The sequence below is a fragment of the Thalassolituus sp. LLYu03 genome, assembly GCF_050507655.1.
Classification (GTDB): domain Bacteria; phylum Pseudomonadota; class Gammaproteobacteria; order Pseudomonadales; family Oceanobacteraceae; genus Venatoribacter.
The window spans coordinates 128695-155000 of record NZ_CP191496.1 but is presented as its reverse complement, the minus strand read 5'-3'; the positions used below and the strand labels follow the sequence as shown (position 1 = coordinate 155000).

Sequence of the window (26306 nt, the reverse complement as noted above, 5' to 3'; positions counted from 1 at the left end):
GGTTCGGTCCTCCAGTTGATGTTACTCAACCTTCAACCTGCTCATGGATAGATCGCCCGGTTTCGGGTCTATACCCAGCGACTGAAACGCCCATTTAAGACTCGGTTTCCCTACGGCTCCGCTATTCGCTTAACCTTGCCACTGAATATAAGTCGCTGACCCATTATACAAAAGGTACGCAGTCACCGAACTAAGTCGGCTCCCACTGCTTGTACGTACACGGTTTCAGGATCTATTTCACTCCCCTCACAGGGGTTCTTTTCGCCTTTCCCTCACGGTACTGGTTCACTATCGGTCAATAAGTAGTATTTAGCCTTGGAGGATGGTCCCCCCATATTCAGACAGGATACCACGTGTCCCGTCCTACTCGATTTCACTGCTTATAGGTTTTCGTATACGGGGCTATCACCCACTACGGCCGCACTTTCCAGAGCGTTCTACTAACCACAAAACAGCTTAAGGGCTGGTCCCCGTTCGCTCGCCACTACTTAGGGAATCTCGGTTGATTTCTTTTCCTCGGGGTACTTAGATGTTTCAGTTCTCCCGGTTCGCCTCTTACACCTATGTATTCAGTGTAAGATACCCGCCTTATGACGGGTGGGTTTCCCCATTCAGAGATCTCCGGGTCAAAGGTTATTTGCCACCTCACCGAAGCTTATCGCAGGCTATCACGTCTTTCATCGCCTCTTATTGCCTAGGCATCCACCGTGCACGCTTAGTCACTTGACCATATAACCCCAAACCGTTTCATTCGCTACAAGCTATGAGCAAGGAAACTTTCATGGCTGGAATTATTAAGTTAATCGATCAAGCAACCGCCGGTTCGCTTGAGAATCTCAATTAATTCTCATGTATCCAAATTTTTAAAGAACAACACAAAACCACGAGGGTTCGTGTAAAAGCATTTAAGCAATTCGTGTGAGCACTTATCTGAGATGAGCGAAGTATCGTTTAAGGAGGTGATCCAGCCCCAGGTTCCCCTAGGGCTACCTTGTTACGACTTCACCCCAGTCATGAATCACTCCGTGGTAAACGCCCTCCCGAAGGTTAAGCTATCTACTTCTGGAGCAACCCACTCCCATGGTGTGACGGGCGGTGTGTACAAGGCCCGGGAACGTATTCACCGTGACATTCTGATTCACGATTACTAGCGATTCCGACTTCATGGAGTCGAGTTGCAGACTCCAATCCGGACTACGACCGGCTTTGTGAGATTAGCTCCACCTCGCGGCTTCGCAACCCTCTGTACCGGCCATTGTAGCACGTGTGTAGCCCTACTCGTAAGGGCCATGATGACTTGACGTCGTCCCCGCCTTCCTCCGGTTTGTCACCGGCAGTCTCCTTAGAGTCCCCAACTTAATGATGGCAACTAAGGACAAGGGTTGCGCTCGTTACGGGACTTAACCCAACATTTCACAACACGAGCTGACGACAGCCATGCAGCACCTGTCTCACGGTTCCCGAAGGCACTCCCGCATCTCTGCAGGATTCCGTGGATGTCAAGAGTAGGTAAGGTTCTTCGCGTTGCTTCGAATTAAACCACATGCTCCACCGCTTGTGCGGGCCCCCGTCAATTCATTTGAGTTTTAATCTTGCGACCGTACTCCCCAGGCGGTCTACTTATCGCGTTAGCTTCGTTACCAAAGGATCAAGTCCCCCGACAACTAGTAGACATCGTTTACGGCGTGGACTACCAGGGTATCTAATCCTGTTTGCTCCCCACGCTTTCGCACCTCAGTGTCAGTATCAGTCCAGGTGGTCGCCTTCGCCACTGATGTTCCTTCCGATCTCTACGCATTTCACCGCTACACCGGAAATTCCACCACCCTCTACTGTACTCTAGCTTGCCAGTTCGAAATGCAATTCCCAGGTTAAGCCCGGGGCTTTCACATCTCGCTTAACAAACAACCTACGCGCGCTTTACGCCCAGTAATTCCGATTAACGCTTGCACCCTCCGTATTACCGCGGCTGCTGGCACGGAGTTAGCCGGTGCTTCTTCTGTCGGTAACGTCAATCTCCGCAGTTATTAGCTACGAAGCCTTCCTCCCGACTGAAAGTGCTTTACAACCCGAAGGCCTTCTTCACACACGCGGCATGGCTGGATCAGGCTTGCGCCCATTGTCCAATATTCCCCACTGCTGCCTCCCGTAGGAGTCTGGGCCGTGTCTCAGTCCCAGTGTGGCTGATCATCCTCTCAGACCAGCTAAGGATCGTCGCCTTGGTGGGCCATTACCCCGCCAACTAGCTAATCCTACGCAGGCTCATCTGATAGCACGAGGTCCGAAGATCCCCCGCTTTCCCCCGTAGGGCGTATGCGGTATTAGCAGTCGTTTCCAACTGTTGTCCCCCACTACCAGGTAGATTCCTACGCGTTACTCACCCGTCCGCCGCTCGTCAGCACCCGAAGGCCTGCTACCGCTCGACTTGCATGTGTTAAGCCTGCCGCCAGCGTTCAATCTGAGCCATGATCAAACTCTTCAGTTTAAAGTGTTTCGACCAGCGGAATTTGCTGATCTAAATCTTGCTCAAGAATAAAACTGTCAACTTTCACGTAAATGAATTTCGACGAGTTCTTACTTGAAATTTTGTGTCTCCACATCATCTCAGTAAGCACCCACACGAATTACTTAATGCTGATTTTTAAAGAACTTCGCTTCGGCGTTCGCTCAAAGCAGGCTGCGTATTCTACAGCGTTTGTTTTTAGCGTCAAGCGTTATTTTCAAAATTTCTTTTAAATTCAACCACTTAACAAAACCTCAACAACTTAGCACTTTCGCTTAGCTCCTGAAGCAGGCCGAGCATCTTACGCTCTTTTTGACTTTCGTCAACACCTTTCTTCAGACTTTTTCCTTAACCACTGAAGCTTTGGAAGCCTAGATGACGCCAGAAAAATTGCGAGTTTTTCGCTCTCATCAGCGCTGCCAACCGGCCTTGCTGCGTGAGAGGCGCGCATTATAGGGCTGCCAGTTTTCGGGTCAACCTGTTTTTGGAAATTTTTTACAAGAATATTAAACGAACGTTTTCCTGTGCATTCTTGCCAGCAACAACACCGCAACTATGAGCGTGTATAGGACTGGTTCAAACCAGGATGAACGTATCTGCAGCAGGTAGTGAATGGATGCGAGTATGGCGATGGCGTAAACCAGCTTATGGAGCTTCTTCCAGTTCTGACGCAAGCGACGCTGCCACCCCTTAGTAGAAGTGACCGCCAGCGGCACCATCAGCAACCAGCCCGCCATACCAAACAAGAGATAGGGACGCTTTATGAGCTCAGAGCCTATTTCGTGCCATTGCCATTCCAGCAGCAACGCTGCGTAAGCCAACAAGTGCAGGGTCAGATAGAAGAACGTCCATAATCCGGCCATGCGGCGGTAGCGCATCAGCCATGACCACCCCAGCCAACGCTTTGCTGGCGTTACAGCTAGTGTCAACAACAACAGATTGAAGGCCCAGCTGCCGCAAAACCAGACGACAGCCTTACCCGGCTCCGGTCCGAGAATATCCCACTCACCCCTCTGTAAGCGGATAACAGTCCATAACAACCAGGCAAAGGGGGTGAACAGTGACAGAAAGATCAGCCACCAGCGGATATCCAGACGTACTGACATTAATAGAACCTGCGCACATCCATTCCACTGTAGAGAGACGCCACTTCGTCGTAGCCATTAAACAGACGGGTATCGATACGATTCGGAGAGAACAGACCCGATGGCAACCGGCGCTCACTGGCCTGACTCCAGCGCGGGTGATCCACCGCCGGATTCACATTGGCATAGAAGCCGTATTCCTGAGGTGCAATCTGGCTCCATGTTGTTTTCGGCATTTGCTCGCTGAAGCGGATAGCGACAATCGACTTCGCACTCTTGAAGCCATACTTCCATGGAACGACCAACCGGATGGGAGCACCGTTCTGATTCGGCAGCACCTCACCATACAAACCCACCGCCAGCATGGTCAGCGGATGCATGGCTTCATCCATGCGCAAACCTTCGCGATACGGCCAGTCGATGGTAGAGAACGCAGAGCGCACCCCCGGCATCTGATCTTTATCGGCGAGCGAGATGAACTCCACATACTTCGCCGATGACAGCGGCTTACAGCGCTTAATCAGATCCGACAGAGAGAAGCCGATCCACGGAATCACCATCGACCAGGCTTCCACACAGCGCAGACGATAGATGCGCTCTTCCAGATCAATCCCCTTCAGCAGATCTTCCAGAGCATAGGTACCTTTGACCTCGCACTCCCCTTCAATGCGAACTGACCAGGGGTCTGCCTTCATCTTACCGGCGTAGCGGGCCGGATCGTCTTTGTCGTAACCGAACTCGTAGAAGTTGTTGTAGTTGGTGATGGAGCTGTAGGGCGCCGGCGCATCATCACCCGCAGGCGCGGACTTTGCGGCAGCAATCTGCTCACGCAACCACTGCGGACCCATATCAGCCGGTTTGTCACGGGCTACCAGAGCCGACGCATCGGACGCTGCTGCGGCTAAAGCCAGCGCAGCCGTCTGCCCCATAAACTGGCGGCGGTTCAGATAAACAGAATGAGGCGTGATTTCAGATGCCAGTGGATCACTGGCTTTTGCAGAACGGAAGATCATGTCGGCACCCTTTGTTATGTGCACTGAGCTTCGTTCAGGACGCTGCTCAGTGCAAGGTCAGACAGTGATCCCGGCGGGAGTTCCCGACAGGCAGGCGCCCGTCAGGCTTTCTTAGCGCGCAGACGGGTCCAGAGTTCGTAGGCCGGGCCAGACAAGGCGTACGCCATAAACACACCCAGCAGAACTTTCGCCGGATCGATGGACACCACGACAAACACCATCACCACGGCCAGCAGGGCGACAAAAGGTACCTTGCCGCGCAGATCCAGACCCTTGAAGCTGTGGTAACGCACATTGGATACCATCAGCAGACCCGCCGCCGGCACGATCAACGCCATCAGCCAGGCCACATCCGCACCAGTGACACCGGACTCACTGAACACCCAGACGGTACCGGCCACAATGGCTGCCGCAGACGGACTGGCCAGACCGGTAAAGAAGTTCTTATCGGCAACGCCCAGCTGGGTATTGAAGCGCGCCAGACGCAGAGCAGCACCGGCACAATAAACAAAAGAAGCCACCCAGCCTACCTTGCCCAGATCCTGCAGCGCCCAGCTGAAGGCAACCAGTGCCGGTGCGACACCGAAAGACACCATGTCGGCCAGACTGTCGTACTCAGCGCCAAAGTCACTCTGGGTATTGGTCATACGGGCAACACGGCCGTCCATACCATCGAGAATCATGGCAATGAAAATGGCGATGGCTGCGTTTTCGAAGTTGCCGTTCATACTGGCAACCACAGCGTAAAATCCTGAGAACAGAGCCCCTGTGGTAAACAGGTTTGGCAGCAGATAGATGCCCTTACGGCCATTCCACTTACTGGTTTTGGTTTCTGTGCACTCTTCGTTGGTATTCATGTTGTCCATCAGCGGCACAACCTTCTTATCTTCGTTCATGAATGGCTGACTCGTTAAACCACAATCAAGACGCCCATTATGAGCCATTAAATTATCGCTGTCTGCCAAAGAGCCTGCAGTAATGGTTCATTAAGACGCTGACTGCGTGCACACAGACCAATGGCGAAGGGTTCCAGTTCCGGCTGCACGTTCAGCACCCGCACCCGGCTGGCCATCGGGCTGTTGCGCAATACCAGTTCCGGCACCACTCCAACCCCCACCCCCAGCGCCACCATACTGACGATGGCCTCATTGCCGGACACCTGCGCATAGATATAGGGACGAATGCCCCGCGCCTCGAACCAGCGGTTCACCCGGGTACGCCCGAGGCCACTTTCCGACAACACCATGGGCACAGAAGCCCAGTCAGTGTCCGCCTGATTCAGCGGCAACACCGCTCCCGGCATGCGCGGCGCAATAAACAACAGCGGCGATGACGCCATGGCTTTGAAGGTCAGTTCGCCCGGGAGTTGTTCGGGACGGGCGGCAATCACCACATCCGCCTCACCAGACTCCACCCGCGGAATGGACTCGGCCGAGTCACCGGTATGAATGCGCAGATCCACCTTCGGGTACTTTTCACGGAAGCGTGACAACAGATCGGCAAGGAAGCTGTAACTGGCGGTCACCGAACAATAGAGTGTCAGCGAACCGCTCAGGTCACTCACCTTAGTGCCCACCGCACTGCGCAACTGCTGCCAGCCAAGCAGCGTCTGCTCGGCGTGCTGGCGGAATAACTCACCTGCCGCCGTCAGCTGCAGTGGCGTGGTCTCACGCGTCAGCAGCTGAGCGCCGGCTTCTTCTTCCATACGGGCTAAGCGGCGACTCAATGTCGAGGCACTCATGTGCAGTTGCTGACTGGCTTTGCCCAGGTGCAACAGTGAGCTGAGGCTCAGGAAGGCCTGCAAGTCTTTGTAATCCATGCGCTTTCCCTCTGGCGGAATTGTCGTTGCAAAAAACGCAACGAGTAAGCGCAAGAATAGCATTTTACGCAACGACATTCTTCACCTACTATTCGCCCCCAACGAATTGACCGTTAACCTCATTAATCAGGAGACCGAAATGGGTACTAACTATTTCAACACTCTGAACCTGCGCGAGAAGCTGGATCAGCTGGCTCGTTGCCGCTTCATGGACCGTTCCGAATTCGCTTCCGAAGCCGAATTCCTGAAAGGTAAAAAAGTTGTGATCATCGGTTGTGGCGCTCAGGGCCTGAACCAGGGTCTGAACATGCGTGACTCTGGTCTGGACGTGTCCTACACCCTGCGCGCTGAAGCCATTGCTGAAAAGCGTCAGTCCTGGAAAAACGCCACCGACAACGGTTTCACCGTCGGTACTTACGAAGAGCTGATCCCACAGGCTGACCTTCTGATCAACCTGACTCCGGACAAGCAGCACTCTGCGGTTGTTGGCGCGGTTATGCCACTGATGAAACAAGGCGCTGCTCTGGGTTACTCCCACGGCTTCAACATCGTTGAAGAAGGCATGCAGATCCGTGACGACCTGACCGTTGTGATGGTTGCTCCTAAGTGCCCGGGCTCTGAAGTTCGTGAAGAATACAAGCGTGGCTTCGGTGTACCGACTCTGATCGCCGTTCACCCGGAAAACGATCCGAAAGGCGAAGGCTGGGACATCGCTAAAGCATGGGCAGCCGGTACCGGCGGTCACCGCGCAGGCTGTCTGGAATCTTCTTTCGTAGCCGAAGTTAAGTCCGACCTGATGGGCGAACAAACCATTCTGTGCGGCATGCTGCAGACTGGCGCCATCCTGGGCTTCGAGAAAATGGTTGAAGACGGCATCGACGAAGGTTACGCCGCCAAACTGATCCAGTACGGCTGGGAAACTGTTACCGAAGCGCTGAAATACGGCGGCATCACCAACATGATGGACCGTCTGTCTAACCCAGCCAAAGTGGTTGCGTTCGACATGGCTGAAGAACTGAAAGAGCTGATGCGTCCTCTGTTCCGTAAGCACCAGGACGACATCATGTCCGGCGAATTCTCCCGCACCATGATGATCGACTGGGCCAACAACGATGCCAACCTGCTGAAATGGCGTGAAGAAACGGCAGAAACCGGCTTCGAAAAAGCCCCGGCTTCTGACGTTAAGATCGACGAGCAGGAATACTTCGACCACGGCATCCTGCTGGTTGCTATGGTAAAAGCCGGTGTTGAACTGGCGTTCGAAACCATGGTTGAAAGCGGCATCGTAGAAGAATCTGCTTACTACGAATCTCTGCACGAGACTCCGCTGATCGCCAACACCATCGCCCGTCGTAAGCTGTACGAGATGAACGTTGTTATCTCTGACACCGCTGAATACGGTAACTACCTGTTCTCTCACGCTGCCGTTCCTCTGCTGCGCGAGAAGTTCATGCCGCACATCAGCACTGACGTGATCGGTAAAGGCCTGAAAGTGAAGTCCAACTCTGTGGACAACAAGCGCCTGATCGAAGTGAACGACCTGATCCGCAACCACCCGGTTGAGTGGGTTGGTTCTGAACTGCGTGGCTACATGACCGACATGAAGCGCATTGTAGAAGCTTCTAACTAAGAAGCCCTGCGATAAAAAAACCCGGCAAATGCCGGGTTTTTTTATGCCTGCGCGTTCTGCCAGTAACAACAAATCGTTACCAATCGCTAAGTTTGCTTACCGCTTTGTCATCCCCGCGTCATTCGCCCGCCCTACACTGCCGGCACAATTAATGTCTGACAGTCCCATATGGCGCCTCAACTTCTTAAAGACAGCCTGGATGACCTGATCAGCAAGGAAGCCATTCATACCGTGCTGCAACCGATCGTGAATCTGAAGCAGCATGACGCACTGGGCTATGAAGCCCTGACCCGCGGCCATCCCGGCCATTTACTGCAACGGCCCGACCTGATGTTTCAGGCGGCCCACCAGTTTGAACGTATTCCGGAACTGGAACTGCTGTGCATCCGCTCGGCGGTACGCCACTTTGCCAGTTTGCAGATACCCGGCCTGCTGTTCATTAATATCTGTCCGCAAACCCTGCTCACGTACAGCGATGCGCTCGACGAAATGGCACTGCAGCTGGAAAAAGCCGGGCTGTCTCCGGCCGATGTGGTACTCGAAATTTCCGAACGCTTCCCCATCGACAACGGCGCCGAATTTATCCGCGTGATCAGCGGCCTCAAGGCGCTTGGTTTCGGCATTGCTATCGACGATCTGGGTGCCGGCTATTCAGGATTAAAACTCTGGTCAGAAATTCAGCCCGACTACGTCAAAATCGACCGTCACTTTATCGACCGCATCGATCAGGACACGGTTAAACAGGCGTTCGTTACCTCGGTGGTGCACCTGTGTCAGCAACTCGATTGCGAAATCATTGCCGAAGGCATTGAACAGACCGGCGAAGTGAATTTACTGCGTTCGCTCGGCATTCAGATTGGTCAGGGCTATCTGCTCGGGCGCCCGGCGCAGCACCCCGAAGTGCTGATTCCGGAAGACGATCCGCTGCCGCAGGCGCTGAGCAATCACACCCTCGATTTACCCATTGGCCATTTGTGTCAGCCGGTGCGCACCATACATCCGGACATGAACCTGCTCGACGCCGATACCCTATTCAAACGCTCGCCGCTGTTAATGTCGATTCCGGTACTGGAAGACGAACGGCCGGTCGGTTTGCTGCACCGCCGCCGCATTCTGGAAATGTTTGCCATGCCCTACGGCCGCGCGCTGTTCGAACGGAAAACCGTGCAGCATGCCATGCAGCAGGACCCGTTAATTGTCGACCAGAGCATGACGCTTGAGGCGGTCAGTAAAATCATGACCGACGACGAAGATCATTACCTGCGCCAGCATCTGATCGTGACGCATCAGGGTAATTACTCCGGGCTGGTGAATACCAAAGATCTGCTGAAACGCATCACCGACAATCAGATTCTGAAAGCCCGTTACGCCAACCCGTTAACCCTGCTGCCGGGCAATGTGCCGATTGATGAAGCCATTGCGCGACTGCTGCGCCACAACAAACGTTTCAGCCTGCTGTACGCGGACCTGAATTTTTTTAAGCCATTCAACGATCATTATGGCTATCGTCAGGGCGACAACGTGCTGCGCTGGCTGGGGAAACTGCTGCAGAATTACGCCGACAACCACACCTTTGTCGGTCATATCGGCGGCGACGATTTTCTGCTGATTACCGAAGATCAGGACATTGCCCTGCTGTGCGACTCCATTCTGGAAAATTTCCGCACCGGCGTGCAGCCGTTTCACAGCGAAGACGATTGGGCCCAGGGCTATATTCCCGGCAGCGACCGCAACGGCAATGCCTGTCAGCTGCCGTTACTCAGCCTGGCCATTGGCGTGGTGCCATCCACCATGATTCAGCATCAGGATCAGCAGGCGCTGTCGACGCTGGCAACCCGCGCCAAACGTCTGGCTAAACAACATGAAGGGAGCCACTGGCACTGCCTGTCGGAAGACAGTGCCCGGCTGGTCAGCATCAACTGAGCCCTGCTTCCTGAGCGCGACTTCTGGTCAGAAACTCAGATCAGAAATAACGGCTCAGAAATACCAGCTCAGAGACATTCGAGTTCCAGCGTGGTCTGGAACTGGAAGTGGGATTCCGAGGTATGACGCTCAGCAAAGAATAAATCGAAGGTGTAAGTGCCGTACGGCTCAATGCCCAGCTCAGCGGCTTTGGCATCCAGATCCAGGGTTTTCTGAATCATGCCGTGCACACCACCGATGTCCATCGCCAGCTTACCGTTAATAAACAGGAACACATCGTCGTCACCGCGGAAGGTGAAGGTATCGCCCGGGCGGTAATAAAACTTCAGGTGGGTTTCCATGGTGAAATGGAAGTTGTGGTAATTGCCCTGATTACCGAATCCTTTACGGTCGATCGGAAAGAAACTGTGGTTGCTGTACTGCCAGAAACCCGGAGAAATTTCGGTAATGGTCAGGCTGTCGCTGAAAGCGATGTTCACACCCGGCACATCACGGTACCACTGATCAAAATTTTCTTTGCCGGTGGTGGTACTGGTTGTGGTGGCCGAGGCATACACAGGACGACCGTCCGGCCCCAGATCGGTTTTCACAATGCCCAGATCAACGCCATCCATGGTTTCAAAATCCGGATGAGTGGTGCTGAAATCGCGGAATACCACAGGCACGGTACGGGTACCGGTAGCCACTTTGCATTCACACACGCCGGCGTCAGCATCAATGGCCTGAGCGCCTGCACTCAGTAAAAGCAATGCGGAACCAGCCGCCGTGAACAAGAACGATTTCATAATAACCCCTCAGCCTGATGCGCCGGATACTAACCGGTTGCCCCAACCGGTGATGCGACGTAATTCCACAAATGCAGCAGTCGTCAGAAGGAAACTGTTAACCCGCTAGCAAATTCAATGTTATGCGTATTTTTCTTATGACCCAGCAGCTCGGTTTCGAACATATGGTCACGGAAGTCCATGTTCCAGGTCAGCCAGTCCGACAGAATAATGCGGTAACCTGTGCCCATGACGATGGTAAATTGCTCATCACCGGCGAAGGTCGTATTACCAACACCACCAATCAGATAAAATGCAGAATTAAAGGTTAATTTCTGCGACACAAAGGTCTCACCCGGGAACAGGTTGTAGCCCACCAACAGGTCGTAATAGCTGAATTCGCGGTCTTTATCGCTGAGGATATTAATGTCGCTGCCGTTGATGGTTTCGTAACTGGTGCGACCAGCCTTACTCATGCCGTAGTTGGTCTGCAGGAAGAAATCCTCGGTGGCATGAAACGAAGCCTTCACGCCGTACAAGGGATGCGTACCGAAATCTTCGATGCTGATCAGACCGGCAAAGAAGCCCGCCTCGAACACTTCGTTATCGATTTTCGCCTGCTCAGCCTTACGCTGCTGAACATCCGGCTCCAGAATTTTGATCGGGTTAATCACCACAGATCCGTCGTTCACCGGCGTATCAGCCAGCGCCACCGACGTAAGCACCGGCGTCAGCGCCGCTGCACAGCCGGTCAGAAAAAGCTGCTGAATCCAATTCGCCATAATGCGTTACTCACGTTGTCGTTTTCAGAAAGAATGGTCAGGTTGCGGTACTCACCGCGCAGTACAAAGTTGAAGCCGATGTACATGTTGATGCCGGCGCCGAACGAGCGGAAATCGTCGGCCACCGGACGTGTGCCGGGTAATTTTTCTTTCAGGTTCAGTTCCTGACGGCCATAACCCAGCGAGACAAAGGGGGTGAACGACCAACGGTCGGTCGGCTCCACAATCAGACTCACCGACTGCTGATTGCCATCCACCGTTTCGGCGAATACCTGACCGTATTCGGCCTCGATACCAAAGCGTTTGCTCAGACGGTAACCGGCGATCATGGCCACCTGCTCTGACCCTTCCTGCTTACCGACGGCAAAACCCAGACGCGCTTTGTGCGCCAGAAAATCGCCGTGACGGGTATCCGGCAGAGCCACCGGGGTGCCGGTGTCCATTAAGGTACGGGCCAGTGATTCACGCGTTACCCAGCCGGATTTACCGCGCTGGTCAGCAATCAGATACCAGGTGGTGCGGCGGCTGATCACAGAAATGGACTCGCCTTTTTCCACCACATAAATCACCGGATAACCACGGCCGGGGCCGGTGTGCAGCTCAAGGTACGGATCGATCACCGTCACCTGCAGCGCCTGCTGAATATCTTCGTCGCTCACTTTGGTGATTTCGACCAGATCATCAGCCTGCGCAGACAGGCACGACACCATCAGAACCAGAGCAGACAAAAAACGTGTCATGAGACGCCCAGGGTAAACATCAGAGCGGGGCATTGTAGGAATGGCGCGCGCGGTGCGCGCTGCAGTGCTTCACCTTCTGACTGTTAACCGGTTCACAGTGTGACCGGCCTTACACAAAAAATGTGAAGAGCGTCCGGATTTTAACAAGTGCTCAACTTGCCCTATCCGGTTTTTTGAACAGGTGCCCGTTTTTACAATTCGTAAGTAACGAAAATGCCCACGATTCTCCGCCGATGTCAGAAATTATTGCGAGGTTTACAAGGTGCGGTTCTGGGTTTTGTTGTTATTGGCGATTTCTCTGCCTGTGCGTGCTGCCGATGCAACGATCGACTTCGGCCAGCAGAAGTCGGAAGAAAAAGCGAAAAAGGCCATGAGTGAAGTGCAGCGTCTGTCGGGCGACATTCAGGCGCTGAAGACCCGTGTGATCGGGCTGAACAAAGACCTGCGTGTGATGGAGGAAGCCCTGCTGTTTCCGACCAACACCCAGTTTTCTGTGTTCGTCTCGACTGAAACCGGGCAATTTTTCACCCTTGAAAGCATCAAGCTGAAAATCGACGACAAAATGGTGTCGTCGCATCTGTACTCGGCCCGTCAGCGCGACGCGCTGGCCCGTGGCGGTGTACAAAAACTGTTCATGACCAACCTGTCGGAAGGCAAACACGAGGTCACCGCCTTCTTTACCGGCATTGGTCCGAACGGTCGTCCGTACAAACGGGCGGCGGAACTGACACTGGAAAAAGGACAAGCCAGTCAGTACCTGGAGATCGCTGTGCGTGACGACAGCGCCCGCCAGGAACCTGTGTTTGAGATTAAACAGTGGTAAGCGCAATGAACCGGGTTCTGCATGTGCTGCGCACCGCCTTGCTGCCGCTGTCGCTGGCTTCTTTTATGGTGCCATCACCACAGGTGCAGGCCGCTGCCGTTGAGGATCTGGAATACGGCGGCATTCTGTTCGACTACTACCAGCAGGATTATTTCGCCGCGCTGGTGCACTACGAATACGCCGACAGCAAACAGGCGCTGAACCACGACGCCGACGATGCGCGCCTGTTAAAAGGTGGCATGACGCTGTCCTATGGTCTGGCCGATCAGGCCGAAGCCATTTTCCGCGATCTGCTGACGCCGCAGGTCGCCGACGAGCAACGCAACCGCGCCTGGTTTTATCTGGCCAAGCTCTATTATCAGAAAGCCGATATCGCCCGTGCCGCCCACGCCCTGACGCAGATCGGTGGCCGCATCCCGTTCGACATCACCGCCGAATACAATTATCTGGCAACGCTGATCAACATTGGCAACCGTCAGACCGCCGCGGCCGACGCCGGCATCGCCCAATTGGGCAACGACAGCCGCTACGCACCTTACCTGATTTACAACCTCGCCATCCGTCAGCTGAAAGACGGTAAAACCGCCGACGCCGCCCAGAGCCTGAGCAAAGTGATGACCCTGGCGCAGCAAAGCGGCAGTGAGGAATTACTGGTACTGGCCGACCGCGCCCGTCATGCGCTGGCGAAAATTGCCATCAGCAACGGCGACCTGCTGACGGCGTGGAATAATCTGCAGGCGGTGCGCACCACAGGTCTGTACTCCAACCGCGCCCTGCTCACCTACGCCTGGTCGGCGATCAAGCTCAAACGCAACAGCGACGCCATTCCGGCCCTGAAATTACTCGACCAGCGTTCCATCGCCATTCCTGAAACTCAGGAAGCAAAAGTGCTGCTGGCCCATGTGTACGAAACCGAAGGCGCCAAACGCAGCGCGCTGAAACAGTACCTGCTGGCAGAAAAAGAATTTAAAGAAGGTCTGGAAGCCATCACCCACGCCCGTCAGGTGATTGCGGCTCAGGAAATTCCGCAGGAATTCGTTATCAACCTCGAAGCCCTGCTGGACGAGTCCGACTGGTACGGCATGCAGCCGAGTCTGGATTACAACAAGCTGACCCCTTTCCTCACTGAGCTGATGGCGTCCAACAACTTTTATTCGGTGATTAAAGAGCTGCGCGACTTATACGGCGTGCGCCGCAATCTGGAATTCTGGCAGATGCAGACCCACGAGCACGAACTCATCATCCGCATCCGCCGCGACCAGACCGGCATGAACCGCCTGATGGCCGAAGCCAACGCCGCGCAAAAACAATTCCGCTTCTATAAAGACGGTCTGCAGGAACTCAAGCTCAACACCCTGACGCTGGCCGACTGGGAACAGGAGCGCTTCAAGAGTCTGTGGGAAAACACCACCAAAGAACTCGGTCTGGTGAGCGACAAAATGGATCAGGTCGCGGCCATTAAAGAACCGTATCGCCTGAGCTACGCCCTCGAACAGCGCAGCAAAGCACTGGCCGGACAGGTAACGCGCGAGCTGGGCAACACCAACGCGCTGGTGAAATCACTGGAAACCGTTATGCGTGCCGTGATTACCGCCGAACTGGATAAACACGAAGAACGCATCCGCTATTACTGGGCACAGGCCCGTCTGGGTAAGGCCCGTCTGTACGACAAGGCCCTGAACACCATGGATGACGCCGCAACCGGAGCATCACAATGAAACACATCGCCAATCTGGGCTTACTGGTTATGCTCAGTGGCTGCAGCCTGTTCGGCGGCAGCAACACCATCGGCGGCCTGAAAAGTCAGGAAGCCGAAGAAAGCAGCCTCGATTTCCGCAACATGGACCATGAGCAGGTCCGTGAGGAATATCAGGAACTGCTGACGCTGGTCGACGACGAATTTCTGAAAGAACAGATTCAGCGCCGCATCGCCGGCGTATCCATGGCCGAAGGCGATTATCTGCAAACCAGCAGCGTCGCCCGCCCGGAAAAAGGCTACTACCGCGAAGCCATTAATTCCTACATCGACATTCTGGAAAAATACCCGAACTCACCGGACAACGCCGAAGTTCTGTACCAGCTGTCGAAAGCTTACGAAATGGAAGGCGAGCCGAAAAACGCCGAAGCCATGCTCAAACGTCTGGTGGCCCTGCACCCGGATTACAGCGGCATTGCCGAAGCGCATTTCCGTCTGGGCGACATTAATTTCAACAACGGTAATTACAAACAGGCGGAATTCCATTACCGCACGGTGACGCAGGCCAATGCGCCGTCGCTGAAACTGAACTCGCATTACATGCTCGGCTGGGCGCTGTACAAGCGCGGTCTGTTTGATGAAGCGCTGGAGTCCTTCGCTTTCGTTCTGGCACAGGTACTGGAAGCACCGGAAACCACCACTACCGAAAAGCCGATGCTGAAAGACACCCTGCATTCCATCAGTCTGGCACTGGTGAACGTGGGTGGCGCCGCCAAAATTCAGGACATCAGCGGCCTGAGCAACAAGGCGTATCAGTGGCAGGTGTACGAAGATCTGGGGGCGTATTATCTGGAGAAAAACCGCTACGCCGACAGCGCCGCGACCTATCGTAATTTTATCGAGCGCTTCCCGATGGACGCGCGCACACCGGGCATGCACAGTCAGCAGATCGCATCCTTTGTTAAAGGTGCCTTTGCCAAAGACGTGCTGCTGGCCAAACAGGATTACGTTGCCCGTTACGGCATGACCTCCGCCTACTGGGAGCAAGCCAGTGAGCCGGTAAAAGCCGACATCAGCGCCACACTGAAACCTTACCTCACCGAACTGGCCGCGCATTTCCACGGTCAGGCGCAGCAGCAGGCCAAACTGGCCGGCGAAAAAGAAGCCGCCCGGGTAAAAGGCGCCGACGAGCTGAACGCAAAATCCGGCGAATCGTATCAGCAGGCCACCCAATACTACGCCGACTATCTGGCGAGTTTCCCACAAGCCGCCGATGTTGCCCGTCAGCGTTTCCTGAAAGCCGAAGCGCATTTTGAAGCGCAGCAATTTGCCGCCGCCGCCGCCGATTACGAAATCGTCAGCTACCAGTACAAAGACAAGGAATTCGGTAACCGTGCCGGTTACGCCGCCATTCTGGCGTATCAGAAAAACATCGCGCTGCTGGAGAACAAGCCCGCCGACAAAGCCCGCGAACAGGAAAATGCCGTGGCCAGTATGCTGCGCTTTGCCGCCGCGTACGACACCGACGAACGTTCACCGGCCGTGCTCACCAACGCCGCCGAGCACCTGTTCAGCCTGAACCGTTATCAGCAGGCCATCGAGGTGGCGGACGGTCTGATTAAAGGCAATCAGAAACTGGATCAAAACCTGAAGCAAACCGCGTATGGTCTGATGGCGCACTCCTATTTCCAGCTCAAGCAATACGCCGAAGCGGAACAGAATTACGATCATCAGCGCGCGCTGCTGGGTAAACAGCACGCCGACTACGTTGCCGTCAGCGAACGTATGGCCACCGCGGTGTACAAAAAAGCGGAAGTCATGACCAGTGCCGGTCAGAAACTGGAGGCCGCCGCGCAATTGCTGCGCATTAAAACCATCGCACCGGACAGCAAGGTTCGCGTGATCGCCCAGTACGATGCCGCCATTACCCTGCTGACCGCCGAGCAATGGCAGGGTGCCATCAATGAACTGGTGGAATTACGCGCCCTGTATCCACAACACGAACTGGCGGCGCAATTTCCGCGCAAACTGGCCTACGGCTACGAACAGGCCGGCCAGCTGAAAGCCGCCGCCGAAACGTACGAAGGTCTGTATAAAGCCGATAAAGATGCCAACGTACGCCGTGACGCCCTGTTTGCCGCTGCCATGCTGCGGGAAAAACTCGGCAATAAAGAAACCGCACTCGAGTATTTCAAAACCTGGGCGCGTGATTACGAAGATCCGTTCGACAACCGCATGGAAGCCCGTTATCACATCGCCACTCTGTACGGCGAGCTGAAGGACGAAACCCGCAAATTGTTCTGGCTGCGCCGCATCATCGAAGGCGATGCCAAAGCCGGCGAGCAGCGCACCGACCGTTCACGTTGGCTGGCGGCCTGGGCCGCGACCGAATACGGCGATTATTTTGCCGGCGAATTCAGCAAGCGCCGCCTGAGCGCCAACCTCGAGCGTAACCTGCCGCTGAAAAATCAGTCGCTGCAGGATGCCGCGACCCGTTATCAGCAGGCCGCTGAATACGGTCTGCTGGAATTCACCACTCAGGCCAGTTTCAAAATTGCCCGTCTGTATCAGCAAATGGCCGACGAGCTGAACACCCTGCCGGTGCCGAAAGAACTGAGCGAGCAGGACGCGGCCATGTTCCGCGACATTATTGCCCAGCAATCGGCGCCCATGCTGGAACTGGCGGTGTCTGTGTACCAGAGCAACGCCGAACAGGGCTGGAAAGGCCACTTCAACCCGTGGATTGATGACAGCTTTAAAGCCCTCGCCCGTCTGCAACCGGCGCGCTTCAACAAAACCGAAATTCAGAAGAGGTACGGCGATGAAATCCGTTAAGCCATTGCTCGTGCTGGCCGCCCTGTTAACCGGGTGTGCCGCCCCCAAACCGGTCGTCACCAACGACCAGCCGGTGCTGACCGAAACCACCCAATACCTGCCGTCGCAGTCGTACGACGAGCAGGGCAATAAAGTGGCTTATGTCGCGGGGGAAAATCCGTATCTGCTGCAGACCGGCACCATCAGCAAAGGCTCGGTGCTGCTGTTTATCGAAGCGAAAAAGGCCATTACTGCCGAAGACGATAAAACCGCTGAACAGAAGCTGCGCGTCATTACCGAAAAAGACACCACCTTAGCCGGCCCCTGGGTGCTGCTCGGTGATCTGAGCATGAAAAAAGAACAGTACGCCGCGGCGGCCAAAGAGTACTCCCAGGCCATCAGTATCAATAAGGTGAACGTAAACGCCTATCTGGGCCTGGCCGAAGCACAGCGCCGTCAGGGTCAGTTTGTGCAGGCGCAGAACACCTACGAAGCCGCATTAAAGGTCTGGCCGGATTTTCCGGAAGCGCATCTGAATCTGGGCGTGCTGTACGACCTGTATCTGAACCTGCCAGCCAAGGCACAGGCGCATTACGAGGCTTATCTGTTCCTGACCCATAAAAAATCCGGTCAGGCGCAGGACTGGTACGCGGAAGTACAAAGCCGCACCGGCATTAACACCAGTTTCATCGACAAAGGCCCGGCGACGAAAGCGCCGGCCAAAGTCGCTGCCCAGTAAAGGATGAAGCACGCTATGACATTACGTCTGCTGTCCGGCCTGACCCTGCTGAGTGCCCTGTCGCTCGCGGTGCAGGCGGAAGAACCGATCCGGCTGGAAAGTAAAATCGTCGGTGACAAAGAACAACCATCGGTCAGTTATTTCGTGCCCTGGCAGGACGCCAGCGGTACTGACCGGCTGTATCAGAATGTGGAAGACCGCTACGACGACAGTCTGGAAGCGATCGACCGCGACGTCATGCTGCGCTCGATGCGCATCTACGACGAAATGAATTTAGAAAATAATCCTGGCTCAATCTCAGAGGGTAAATAATATGGGCGACATTTACGGCATCATCGTCAACTTCCTGCAGGAAGGCGGTCTGTTCATGTATCCGATCTCCATCGTGCTGGTACTCGGCTTAGCCATTGCCGTTGAACGCTGGCTGTTCCTGAAACGCGAAAAATCGCGCAACGAAAAAACCTTTCAGGATTTCCTGCCGCTGCTGCGCACCAACGATCAGGAAAAAATGGCGCTGTTCACCCGCGACCATACCGCTGCTATTTCGCGCATCATAGGTTGCGGTCTGGATATGATGAAAATCACCAAACAGCGCGCCGATATCGAACAGGCCATGAACGAAGGCGTGATGGAAGTTCTGCCGCGCCTGGAAAACCGCACCAACTATCTGGCGATGCTGGCCAACGTGGCCACTCTGCTCGGTCTGCTCGGTACCATTATCGGTCTGATCGCCGCCTTCGCCGCGGTGGCCAACGCCGACCCGGCGGATAAATCCGCACTGCTGTCTCAATCCATTTCGGTGGCGATGAACACCACCGCCTTCGGTCTGATCGCGGCGATCCCGCTGCTGATTGCCAGCGCCATCATCAACAACAAAACCAACGCCATTATTGCCGGCATTGAAATGGGCGCGATGAAATTCCTCAACGTGATGACCCTCAACCGCGCCGTTGAAGCCGGTTATCCGAAAGACGAACGCAGGGATTCGTAATGTCTTCCTTCAAGATGAAGCGCCGGGTAACGGAAGAAAACGACATCGACATCACCTCGTTCATGAACCTCATGATCGTGCTGGTGCCTGTGTTGCTGCTGAGTCTTACCTTTACCAAAGTGCGTGTTCTGGATATCAACCTGCCGGAACTGAGTGGTGGTAAATCCGCTGCGGAACTGAGCCAGTCGCAGCTGGAAGTGGTGGTCGACAGCAAAGGATTCGCGGTGTACTTCCCCACCGGCAAACTGATTAAAAGCATTCCGCAGGCCGACGGTCAGTACGACTACCGTACTTTGTCGCAGGCCATGCGCGATTTAAAAGATCAGGTCACCGATAAAAAAGACGCCACCATTGTCGCGGCCAAAAACGTGGAGTATCAGACCCTCATCTCCACCATGGATGCGGTTAAGTCTTATAAAACCGTGGTCGCTGCCAGTCTGGTTGAAGTCGAACTCTTCCCCGAGATCTCGCTCGGGGATAAGAAAGGGTAATGTGAATATGGCAAGCAACGGCTTTATTCAGCGCAGAACCACCAAGCCCGCGAGTCTGAACCTGACCTCGCTGATGGATATTTTTACCATCCTGGTGTTCTTCCTGCTGATGAACACCGGCGACACACAGGAACTGGCCAAAGCCAATTTCGTGAAACTGCCGGACTCCAATGCCGACGGCGCCCTGCACGGCCAGCTGGTGATTAATGTCACCGATGAATTCGTGATGATGGGCAGCGACAACATAGTCGCCATCGGCGAGGTCAACCGCAAACCGGGCGAAGTGAATAAAGCGCTGGGCGAAGCGTTAAAAGCCTTCGCCGAAGACAGTGGTGAACTGACCGAGGTTGAAAAGAAAATCGGCCGTTCGGTCACCATCATGGGTGAACGCAGCGTACCGTACGATCTGCTCAAAGCCGTGATGACCACCTGCGCCGCCTACGGTTTCCGCGATGTGTCGCTGGCCATTAACCAGGTCGCCGCCGGCGCCCTGACCGGAGGAGAGCAACCATGACGACTGCCGCCACGCCATTTATGGCGCTCAGTCTTGAGTTGCCATGGACCGTCAATCAGGACAACGACCAGCGCTTTATCCGCGTATTGCGCAATATCGGCATTGCGCTGCTGATTCTGTTTATTGTGGTGCCCTTTCTGCCACGCTGGGAGGTGGATTTCGCCGCGCTGGAACAGCAGCCTGTGGTGCGTACGCAGGTGATGCTCGAGCCGCCGAAAATGCCGGAAGTCGCAAAACCGGTGGACGAAACACCACCACCGCCGCCACAACCAAAACCGCGCAAAGAAAAACCGGTAACCGCCGCCGAACGGCCACAACCGAAATCCGGTTCGCAGGCACCGGCTCAGGCATTAGCCGCGCTGTCGTCATTAAATGCCATGAAAACCAAGGTCGACGTCAGCAAGCTGCAGAATAAAAATCTGGCGGTTACCGGCGGTCAGGCAAAAGCTGAAACCCGTTCGTCACTGGGCCAGGACAATCTGGCCACCAGTGGCGGTCTGAAAAATTCGGACATGAACATGGCGGTTAAAGGCGCGGCGCTCGGCTCGCATCAGGGCACGGCGGTGGACAGTCCGATTGCGTATCTGGATTTACCCGATGAAGGCGGCGCTTACAGCGAAGGGGCACGCGGACGGCGCGATATGGAAAGCATCCGCCGCACCATCGAAAACACCAAAGGCACTGTGTACGCGCTGTACGCCAAGGCCTTGCGGCAGTACCCGGATCTGGCGGGGAAATTCGTATTTGAACTGGTGGTTGAACCGGACGGAACCGTGTCGCGCCTGAAATTACTGAACAGCGATCTCGGTATGCCGGATCTGGAACAGAAAATGTTGGCCAAGGTCAGCGCCATGAATTTTGGCGCCGATAAAGTGGCGCCTACCCGCGTGCAATACACTTTCGTGCTGATTCCAAGCTGAGTTCAGACGCGAATAAAACCATTATTAACGCGAAAAACCGGGCATTTATTGTCCGGTTTTTTTATTTCCGGCAATGGTTCACTGAAAACCACGCCAGCATTCCGGGCGTTTCGCCCGCAAAACCCGCGCTTTGCACCGCTGAAAACCGGCATTTAACAACCGCCTGACCGCCGTTTGCGCCACCATCAATGCGCCATAAAAAATTCGCCAACAAGGCCAATAACACACAGTTATTGCTGTGAAATTTATTTTGCCGCAATCCGTTTTCACACGACTTGAAAATCGATTTATAAACAGATGTTCATTGTTTAAAAATGGCGCTGAAAGCCGCAGATACACTGGAAATCTGCACTGGTTCACACATTCAGAAAATGGCGCAAAACCCCGGTCAGAGTGTGATCACGTTCCATATTCGGATTTAACAAAATGACACAATACCCTGACCCCGAATTTGGGCGATAGGGTAACGGTAAGATGAACTCAACAATTTTTAAATTCTGTACTTCCGGCGTTCTGCTCAGCAGTCTGTTACTGACTGGCTGTGGCGACGAACTGGGCGTTGAAAATCCGGGCACCAGCAGCGAAAACGCGGTGGCCACAGACGTGCCTTTTGCCTACGTACAGCGAACGTTGAGTGACAGCAGCAAAGTATCCGCGCTGAGTTATCAGTCGGGTGCTGCACTGAAAGTGCGTGCGCGTGTTTCCTCCAGCGCCGCCGACAGCGAAATTTTGTCCGCCGTGCTGGGCACGCCGGAATACGACGTAAAAGATCTGAACGTATCGCCCGACGGTCAGCTTCTGATTTTCTCTGCCCGTACCGCCACCAGCACCTGGAACCTGTACGAATACGATTTTGCCGGCAATACCGTGCGCCGTCTGATCGGTGATACCTCAGTGGCCGAAGCCGGCCACGATTTCAGCGCCACCTACACCACCGACGGCGATGTGATTTTTTCGTCCACCCGTCCGAACGGTCTGAGCGAAAACGAAGCGTCTGTGCTGTACAGAATGTCGCGCAGCGGTGAAAACCTGCAACAACTCACCTCAGGTGATGTGTACGACTACCGCGCCACCCCACTGGCCGATGGCAGTCTGGTCTTTATCCGTTTTGCCCGCGGCGCCGAAAGCAGCGTGTGCAGCAACGTCAGCGCCGTGGCCACCGGCATTACCGCCGCCACCTGTGAAACCGACAGCTCCGAAACCGCAGCGACCAAAGTTTACAGCCTGATGCAGCTGGCCAACGACGGTTCCGTCAGCGCGCTGGCCAGCGGTGAAATTAAAGCCGGCAGTTCAGAAGCCGCACTGGATCTGGTGAATCTGGTTCAGGACAGCGACGGTCATCTGCAGGCGCTGGTGCGTCACCAGCAGCACAGTCTGCACGGTGGCGACATTATTGCGCTGGCCTCGGGCAGCAGCAGTAAAACCGTGTACGGCGATTTTGCCCCGGCGTCTTACACCGGCGGCAGCGTGAATATTTACCCGCAACAGGTGTCCGATGGCGGCTGGTACAGCGCCTTCTGGCCATACCGCGACGGCAGTGGCCGTATGCTGGTGAGCTGGACTCAGTGTCTGGCGCAAAACGGCAGCCTGACCGAAGGCTGTGCCGACGACACCGATTTCAGCAATGTGAGCGCGCACTACGGCGTGTGGGCTTACAGCCCGACCGATAAAACCCGCCAGCCTGTTATCAGCGGTAAAGCCGGTGTGATTTATACCGAGCTGGCACTGGCGTATCCGTATACCTCGGCGTCGCTGAATTTTAATCCGGTGACCGACGACGAAGACGACGACCAGAACACCACGGATCCAACGGACCCGACTGATCCTACCGATCCGACGGATCCAACTGACCCGACTACTCCGGGAACCGGTGGTACAACCGATCCGACTGATCCAACCGACCCGACTACTCCGGGAACCGGCGGTACGACCGACCCTACTGATCCAACCGACCCGACCACACCGGGAACCGGTGGTACAACCGATCCGACTGATCCAACCGACCCGACTACCCCAGGCACTGGCGGTACGACCGATCCTACCGATCCTACCGACCCGACTACTCCGGGAACCGGCGGTACGACAGATCCTACTGATCCAACCGACCCGACAACTCCAGGCTCTGGCGGTACAACCGATCCGACTGATCCGACTGATCCGACTGATCCGACTGATCCGACTGATCCGACTGATCCGACTGATCCAACCGATCCTGCGACCAACCATGCGCCGGTCGCCAATGCCGGCGCCGATATTCTGAAGCAGGCGGTTGGCGCCACCGTGATGCTGGATGGCAGTGCCAGTTCCGATGCCGACGGCGACACCCTGACCTACAGCTGGCGCGTGATCAGTTCACCGGCCGAAATTGATGCCGGACTGCTGACCAACGCGACCGCTCAGCAACCAACCCTGACACTGACCGAAAAAGGTTTTTACGTGGTTGAGCTGACCGTCAGCGATGGCAAAGCCGTCAGCGCACCGGATACCGTGATGATCGAAGCCGTCGCCGACAATCAGATGTGTGTGAGCGGTAAGACATTGTCGATCTGGGCGGCGAAAGCCAGCAGCGATAATCCGGACAAACTGGTTAAGGATGTCTTCCTCGGCAATATCACGTCGTTCAAAGGCACCAATACGCCGGACGCCAGCTACAACTATTACAGTCATTCCGCGCATCCGACCTATGCGGCCGATGACAACAACGATGCGCTGCCACAACCCAAAGACAGTTCGGCTCATATTTTCTTCTATGAATCGACCGCGGCCCATGACGCTCTGGTTTACAGCAATAATGACGAAGTGAAACCGCGTGACCAGCTGAACCAAGGCGACCTGTTCCTGTACTTCTTCTTTAATAAAGACGCCGCCGGACAAAGCGACAACAAGGTGTACTTTGAAGTGTTCACCGACAATAACCTGAACGCTGCCGGCACCCCGGTCGATCAGGTGATTCTGTCGGATGACGGCGACGAGCTGAACGCCGTCGACAGTGGCGACGATGCCAGCAAACATTATGTCGGCGATTTCCAGTACTGGTACAACACCGACGGTGGTGTGGTGGGTCCGTTCCGTGGCGAAGATTTCAGCATTGCGGTGCGCGCAACCTCGCAAAGTCCGGTGGGCGAAGACCTGACCGGGGCGAGCTTCTTCTCGCGCGAAGGCACTGAATACAACTTCTTCGACGATCCTAAAATCACGTCGTTTATCGTGACTTATCACGAAGAACAGAATTGCGATGAAGTCGATCCAACCGATCCGACCGATCCGACCGATCCGACCGATCCGACCGATCCGACCGATCCGACCGATCCGACCGATCCGACTGATCCGACCGATCCGACCGATCCAACCGATCCAACCGATCCAACCGATCCGACTGATCCAACTGATCCAACTGATCCGACTGATCCAACTGATCCAACTGATCCGACCGATCCAACCGATCCAACCGATCCGACTGATCCGGTGAAAGAAACCCCGATGGCGGGTGCCTGTTACTCAGGTCAGGGTTACTGGAAAAACCACAACCGCTACGCCAGCAATGCCAGTCAGCAGGTGGCCTGGCCGCAGGTGGGCGGTGCGCTGATCAGTGAAGATATTCTGATGTGCGGCGATACCTGGCTGAATAATCTGGAAACACCGCCGCGCGGCAACGCGCTGTACATTTTATCGCACCAGTGGATTGCGGCCCGTCTGAATCAGGCCAACGGCGCGGAGATTCCGCAAAGCATCGCCGATGCCATCAGCCGTGGCCAGACGCTGCTGGCACAGTGCGCCATCGGTTACGACGTACGCGATGAAGCCGTTGCACTGGCCAGCCTGCTCGACGACTTTAACGACGACGAAGACTGCTCATTCACCGAACCCGACAGCGAACAAACCTCGGTCTATGGCACCGTGAACATCCGCAGCATCTACGAACGGAACGGCGTGGATCAGTCGGCGGAAGGCATCAGCGCACTGCGCGATCCGGCCCAGCATCCGATCGGTGACCGCTCCGAGCGCTTTATCCGCATCACCGAAAACGACAGCAACCGTCTGATTGGCTACGCCACGGTTGAACCGGACGGCTCTGCCCTGTTTAAAGTACCGGCCGACACGGAATTCCGTCTGACCATCGTCAGTGCCCGTCTGAAAGCCATCGCCGCCAAAAACGACAGCACCGCCTGGATGGCCGGCTGGTCCGACGCTTACTACGAAGTGAGTGCCGGCAGCGTGCTGAAACTTCAGGACGGTTCCACCGTGAATCCAGGCGCCAGCGCCGCTGGTGCTGCCTTCGACAACACCAGCAACGCCCTGCAGGCGGTGCACGCCGGCGATACCATGGCTGAAGTGCTGGCCGCCTATCGCGGAGAAGTGGAAGTGGCTCAGGCCGACGTCAATTACACCGACGTCTGGACCTCGGGTGCCAGCGCCGCCGACATCACGTACAGCTACAGCAACCTGTCGACTCTGGCACCGGCCGACAGTGCCTGCCTGAACAGCTGGGACGAAAACTGCCGCGCCGACGTGAATTACCTCGATCACGTACAGCCGCTGTGGGAAGTGGCGGGCCGTGACAATGATGGCCGCAGCTGCGTTGCCTGCCACGACAATTCCGGTGCGACCTCGCTGAATCTGACCTGGGACGGCGTGAGCACCACCACCAGCACAGTCAGCTCTTTCAAAGACCTGTTCGCACCGCGCAGCAACTGGCTGTACATCGCCAACAGCTTCAGCCAGATCAGCGAATCGCATTGTCACCGCTTTGAAGGAGCGCCATACCCGGCGGAACCGGGCAACGACTGTTTCACCTGCTACAGCCGTTACCTGATGTCGGACAAAGGCGCCCTGCAGTCTGCCAACTTCTTCGAACTGTTTGATGCCGATGCGGACCACAGCGGCTGGCTGTTCAACCCGGGCGATGCGTCCCGCGTTGACCACAGCGGTATGCTGTCGGCGGATGAGCTGCGCATGATCAGCGAATGGCTCGACCGTGGTGCGCCACTGCAGTAAGCGGCGGTTAGCAGACACAAAAAAGCGGGCACTGCCCGCTTTTTTGTGTCCGTTATGGATGGTG

General features: G+C 55.4%; 19 protein-coding genes and 2 rRNA genes (1 of these 21 running past the window's edge). 12 read left to right on the top strand and 9 right to left on the bottom strand.

Annotation, left to right across the window (positions count from 1 at the left end):
• The 6 genes from ACQUQU_RS00755 to ilvY form a co-directional block, all read right to left on the bottom strand.
• Window positions 1-729: ribosomal RNA gene (locus tag ACQUQU_RS00755) — 23S ribosomal RNA — on the bottom strand (it extends 2160 nt beyond the left edge of the window).
• Window positions 730-952: 223 nt separating this feature from the next.
• Window positions 953-2485, bottom strand: a 16S ribosomal RNA gene (locus tag ACQUQU_RS00750).
• The 16S and 23S rRNA genes sit together here, the layout of an rRNA operon.
• Before the next feature lie 524 nt (window positions 2486-3009).
• Entirely contained in the window at window positions 3010-3609 is a 600-nt protein-coding gene (locus ACQUQU_RS00745; protein ID WP_430461344.1) for a sulfite oxidase heme-binding subunit YedZ, read from the bottom strand.
• A complete protein-coding gene (gene msrP, locus ACQUQU_RS00740; protein WP_430461343.1) occupies window positions 3609-4601 on the bottom strand; it encodes a protein-methionine-sulfoxide reductase catalytic subunit MsrP in 993 nt (330 codons plus the stop codon). The genes ACQUQU_RS00745 and msrP overlap by 1 nt, the downstream gene beginning before the upstream one ends.
• Window positions 4602-4702: 101 nt before the next feature.
• Entirely contained in the window at window positions 4703-5497 is a 795-nt protein-coding gene (gene pssA / locus ACQUQU_RS00735) for a CDP-diacylglycerol--serine O-phosphatidyltransferase (RefSeq protein WP_430461342.1), read from the bottom strand.
• A 47-nt stretch (window positions 5498-5544) separates the two neighbouring features.
• Window positions 5545-6420: an HTH-type transcriptional activator IlvY gene (gene ilvY, locus ACQUQU_RS00730; RefSeq protein WP_430461341.1), complete on the bottom strand. Its 876-nt coding sequence runs from the start codon at window positions 6418-6420 to the stop codon at window positions 5545-5547.
• A gap of 139 nt (window positions 6421-6559) precedes the next feature.
• Between ilvY and ilvC the strand changes: the two genes are divergently transcribed.
• Both ilvC and ACQUQU_RS00720 read left to right on the top strand, forming a co-directional pair.
• Window positions 6560-8050 (top strand): ketol-acid reductoisomerase, encoded by a 1491-nt coding sequence (gene ilvC, locus ACQUQU_RS00725; RefSeq protein ID WP_430461340.1) that lies wholly within the window; start codon window positions 6560-6562, stop codon window positions 8048-8050.
• 168 nt (window positions 8051-8218) lie between these two features.
• Complete coding sequence (locus ACQUQU_RS00720) at window positions 8219-9973, top strand: GGDEF domain-containing protein (protein WP_430461339.1); 1755 nt, start codon at window positions 8219-8221, stop codon at window positions 9971-9973.
• Between the two features lie 68 nt (window positions 9974-10041).
• On the opposite strand, the gene ACQUQU_RS00715 is transcribed toward ACQUQU_RS00720, so the two are convergent.
• The 3 genes from ACQUQU_RS00715 to ACQUQU_RS00705 form a co-directional block, all read right to left on the bottom strand.
• A complete protein-coding gene (locus tag ACQUQU_RS00715) occupies window positions 10042-10758 on the bottom strand; it encodes a fibro-slime domain-containing protein (protein ID WP_430461338.1) in 717 nt (238 codons plus the stop codon).
• 83 nt (window positions 10759-10841) lie between these two features.
• Complete coding sequence (locus ACQUQU_RS00710) at window positions 10842-11519, bottom strand: outer membrane beta-barrel domain-containing protein (protein WP_430461337.1); 678 nt, start codon at window positions 11517-11519, stop codon at window positions 10842-10844.
• Entirely contained in the window at window positions 11489-12259 is a 771-nt protein-coding gene (locus ACQUQU_RS00705; protein ID WP_430461336.1) for an SH3 domain-containing protein, read from the bottom strand. Before ACQUQU_RS00705 ends, ACQUQU_RS00710 begins: the two co-directional genes overlap by 31 nt.
• A 262-nt stretch (window positions 12260-12521) precedes the next feature.
• On the opposite strand from ACQUQU_RS00705, the gene ACQUQU_RS00700 reads away from it, so the two are divergent.
• The 10 genes from ACQUQU_RS00700 (at window position 12522) to ACQUQU_RS00655 (ending at window position 26242) form a co-directional block, all read left to right on the top strand.
• Window positions 12522-13082, top strand: coding sequence for an AraC family transcriptional regulator (locus ACQUQU_RS00700; RefSeq protein ID WP_430461335.1), 561 nt, complete (start codon window positions 12522-12524; stop codon window positions 13080-13082).
• 5 nt (window positions 13083-13087) lie between these two features.
• Window positions 13088-14800 (top strand): tetratricopeptide repeat protein, encoded by a 1713-nt coding sequence (locus tag ACQUQU_RS00695; protein WP_430461334.1) that lies wholly within the window; start codon window positions 13088-13090, stop codon window positions 14798-14800.
• Entirely contained in the window at window positions 14797-17613 is a 2817-nt protein-coding gene (locus tag ACQUQU_RS00690) for a tetratricopeptide repeat protein (protein ID WP_430461333.1), read from the top strand. Before ACQUQU_RS00695 ends, ACQUQU_RS00690 begins: the two co-directional genes overlap by 4 nt.
• Window positions 17600-18331: a tetratricopeptide repeat protein gene (locus ACQUQU_RS00685; protein ID WP_430461332.1), complete on the top strand. Its 732-nt coding sequence runs from the start codon at window positions 17600-17602 to the stop codon at window positions 18329-18331. The genes ACQUQU_RS00690 and ACQUQU_RS00685 overlap by 14 nt, the downstream gene beginning before the upstream one ends.
• Window positions 18332-18346: 15 nt before the next feature.
• On the top strand, window positions 18347-18643 hold the full coding sequence (locus ACQUQU_RS00680) for a hypothetical protein (RefSeq protein ID WP_430461331.1): 297 nt from the start codon (window positions 18347-18349) through the stop codon (window positions 18641-18643).
• A 1-nt stretch (window position 18644) separates the two neighbouring features.
• Window positions 18645-19322 (top strand): MotA/TolQ/ExbB proton channel family protein, encoded by a 678-nt coding sequence (locus ACQUQU_RS00675; protein WP_430461330.1) that lies wholly within the window; start codon window positions 18645-18647, stop codon window positions 19320-19322.
• Entirely contained in the window at window positions 19322-19813 is a 492-nt protein-coding gene (locus ACQUQU_RS00670) for a biopolymer transporter ExbD (protein WP_430461329.1), read from the top strand. Before ACQUQU_RS00675 ends, ACQUQU_RS00670 begins: the two co-directional genes overlap by 1 nt.
• 7 nt (window positions 19814-19820) lie before the next feature.
• The gene (locus ACQUQU_RS00665; RefSeq protein ID WP_430463054.1) at window positions 19821-20327 is read left to right on the top strand and encodes an ExbD/TolR family protein; all 507 of its coding nucleotides are present in this window, start codon (window positions 19821-19823) and stop codon (window positions 20325-20327) included.
• Window positions 20324-21247, top strand: coding sequence for an AgmX/PglI C-terminal domain-containing protein (locus ACQUQU_RS00660; RefSeq protein ID WP_430461328.1), 924 nt, complete (start codon window positions 20324-20326; stop codon window positions 21245-21247). The genes ACQUQU_RS00665 and ACQUQU_RS00660 overlap by 4 nt, the downstream gene beginning before the upstream one ends.
• A 474-nt stretch (window positions 21248-21721) precedes the next feature.
• Window positions 21722-26242, top strand: coding sequence for a PKD domain-containing protein (locus ACQUQU_RS00655; RefSeq protein ID WP_430461327.1), 4521 nt, complete (start codon window positions 21722-21724; stop codon window positions 26240-26242).
• Window positions 26243-26306 lie beyond the last annotated feature (64 nt).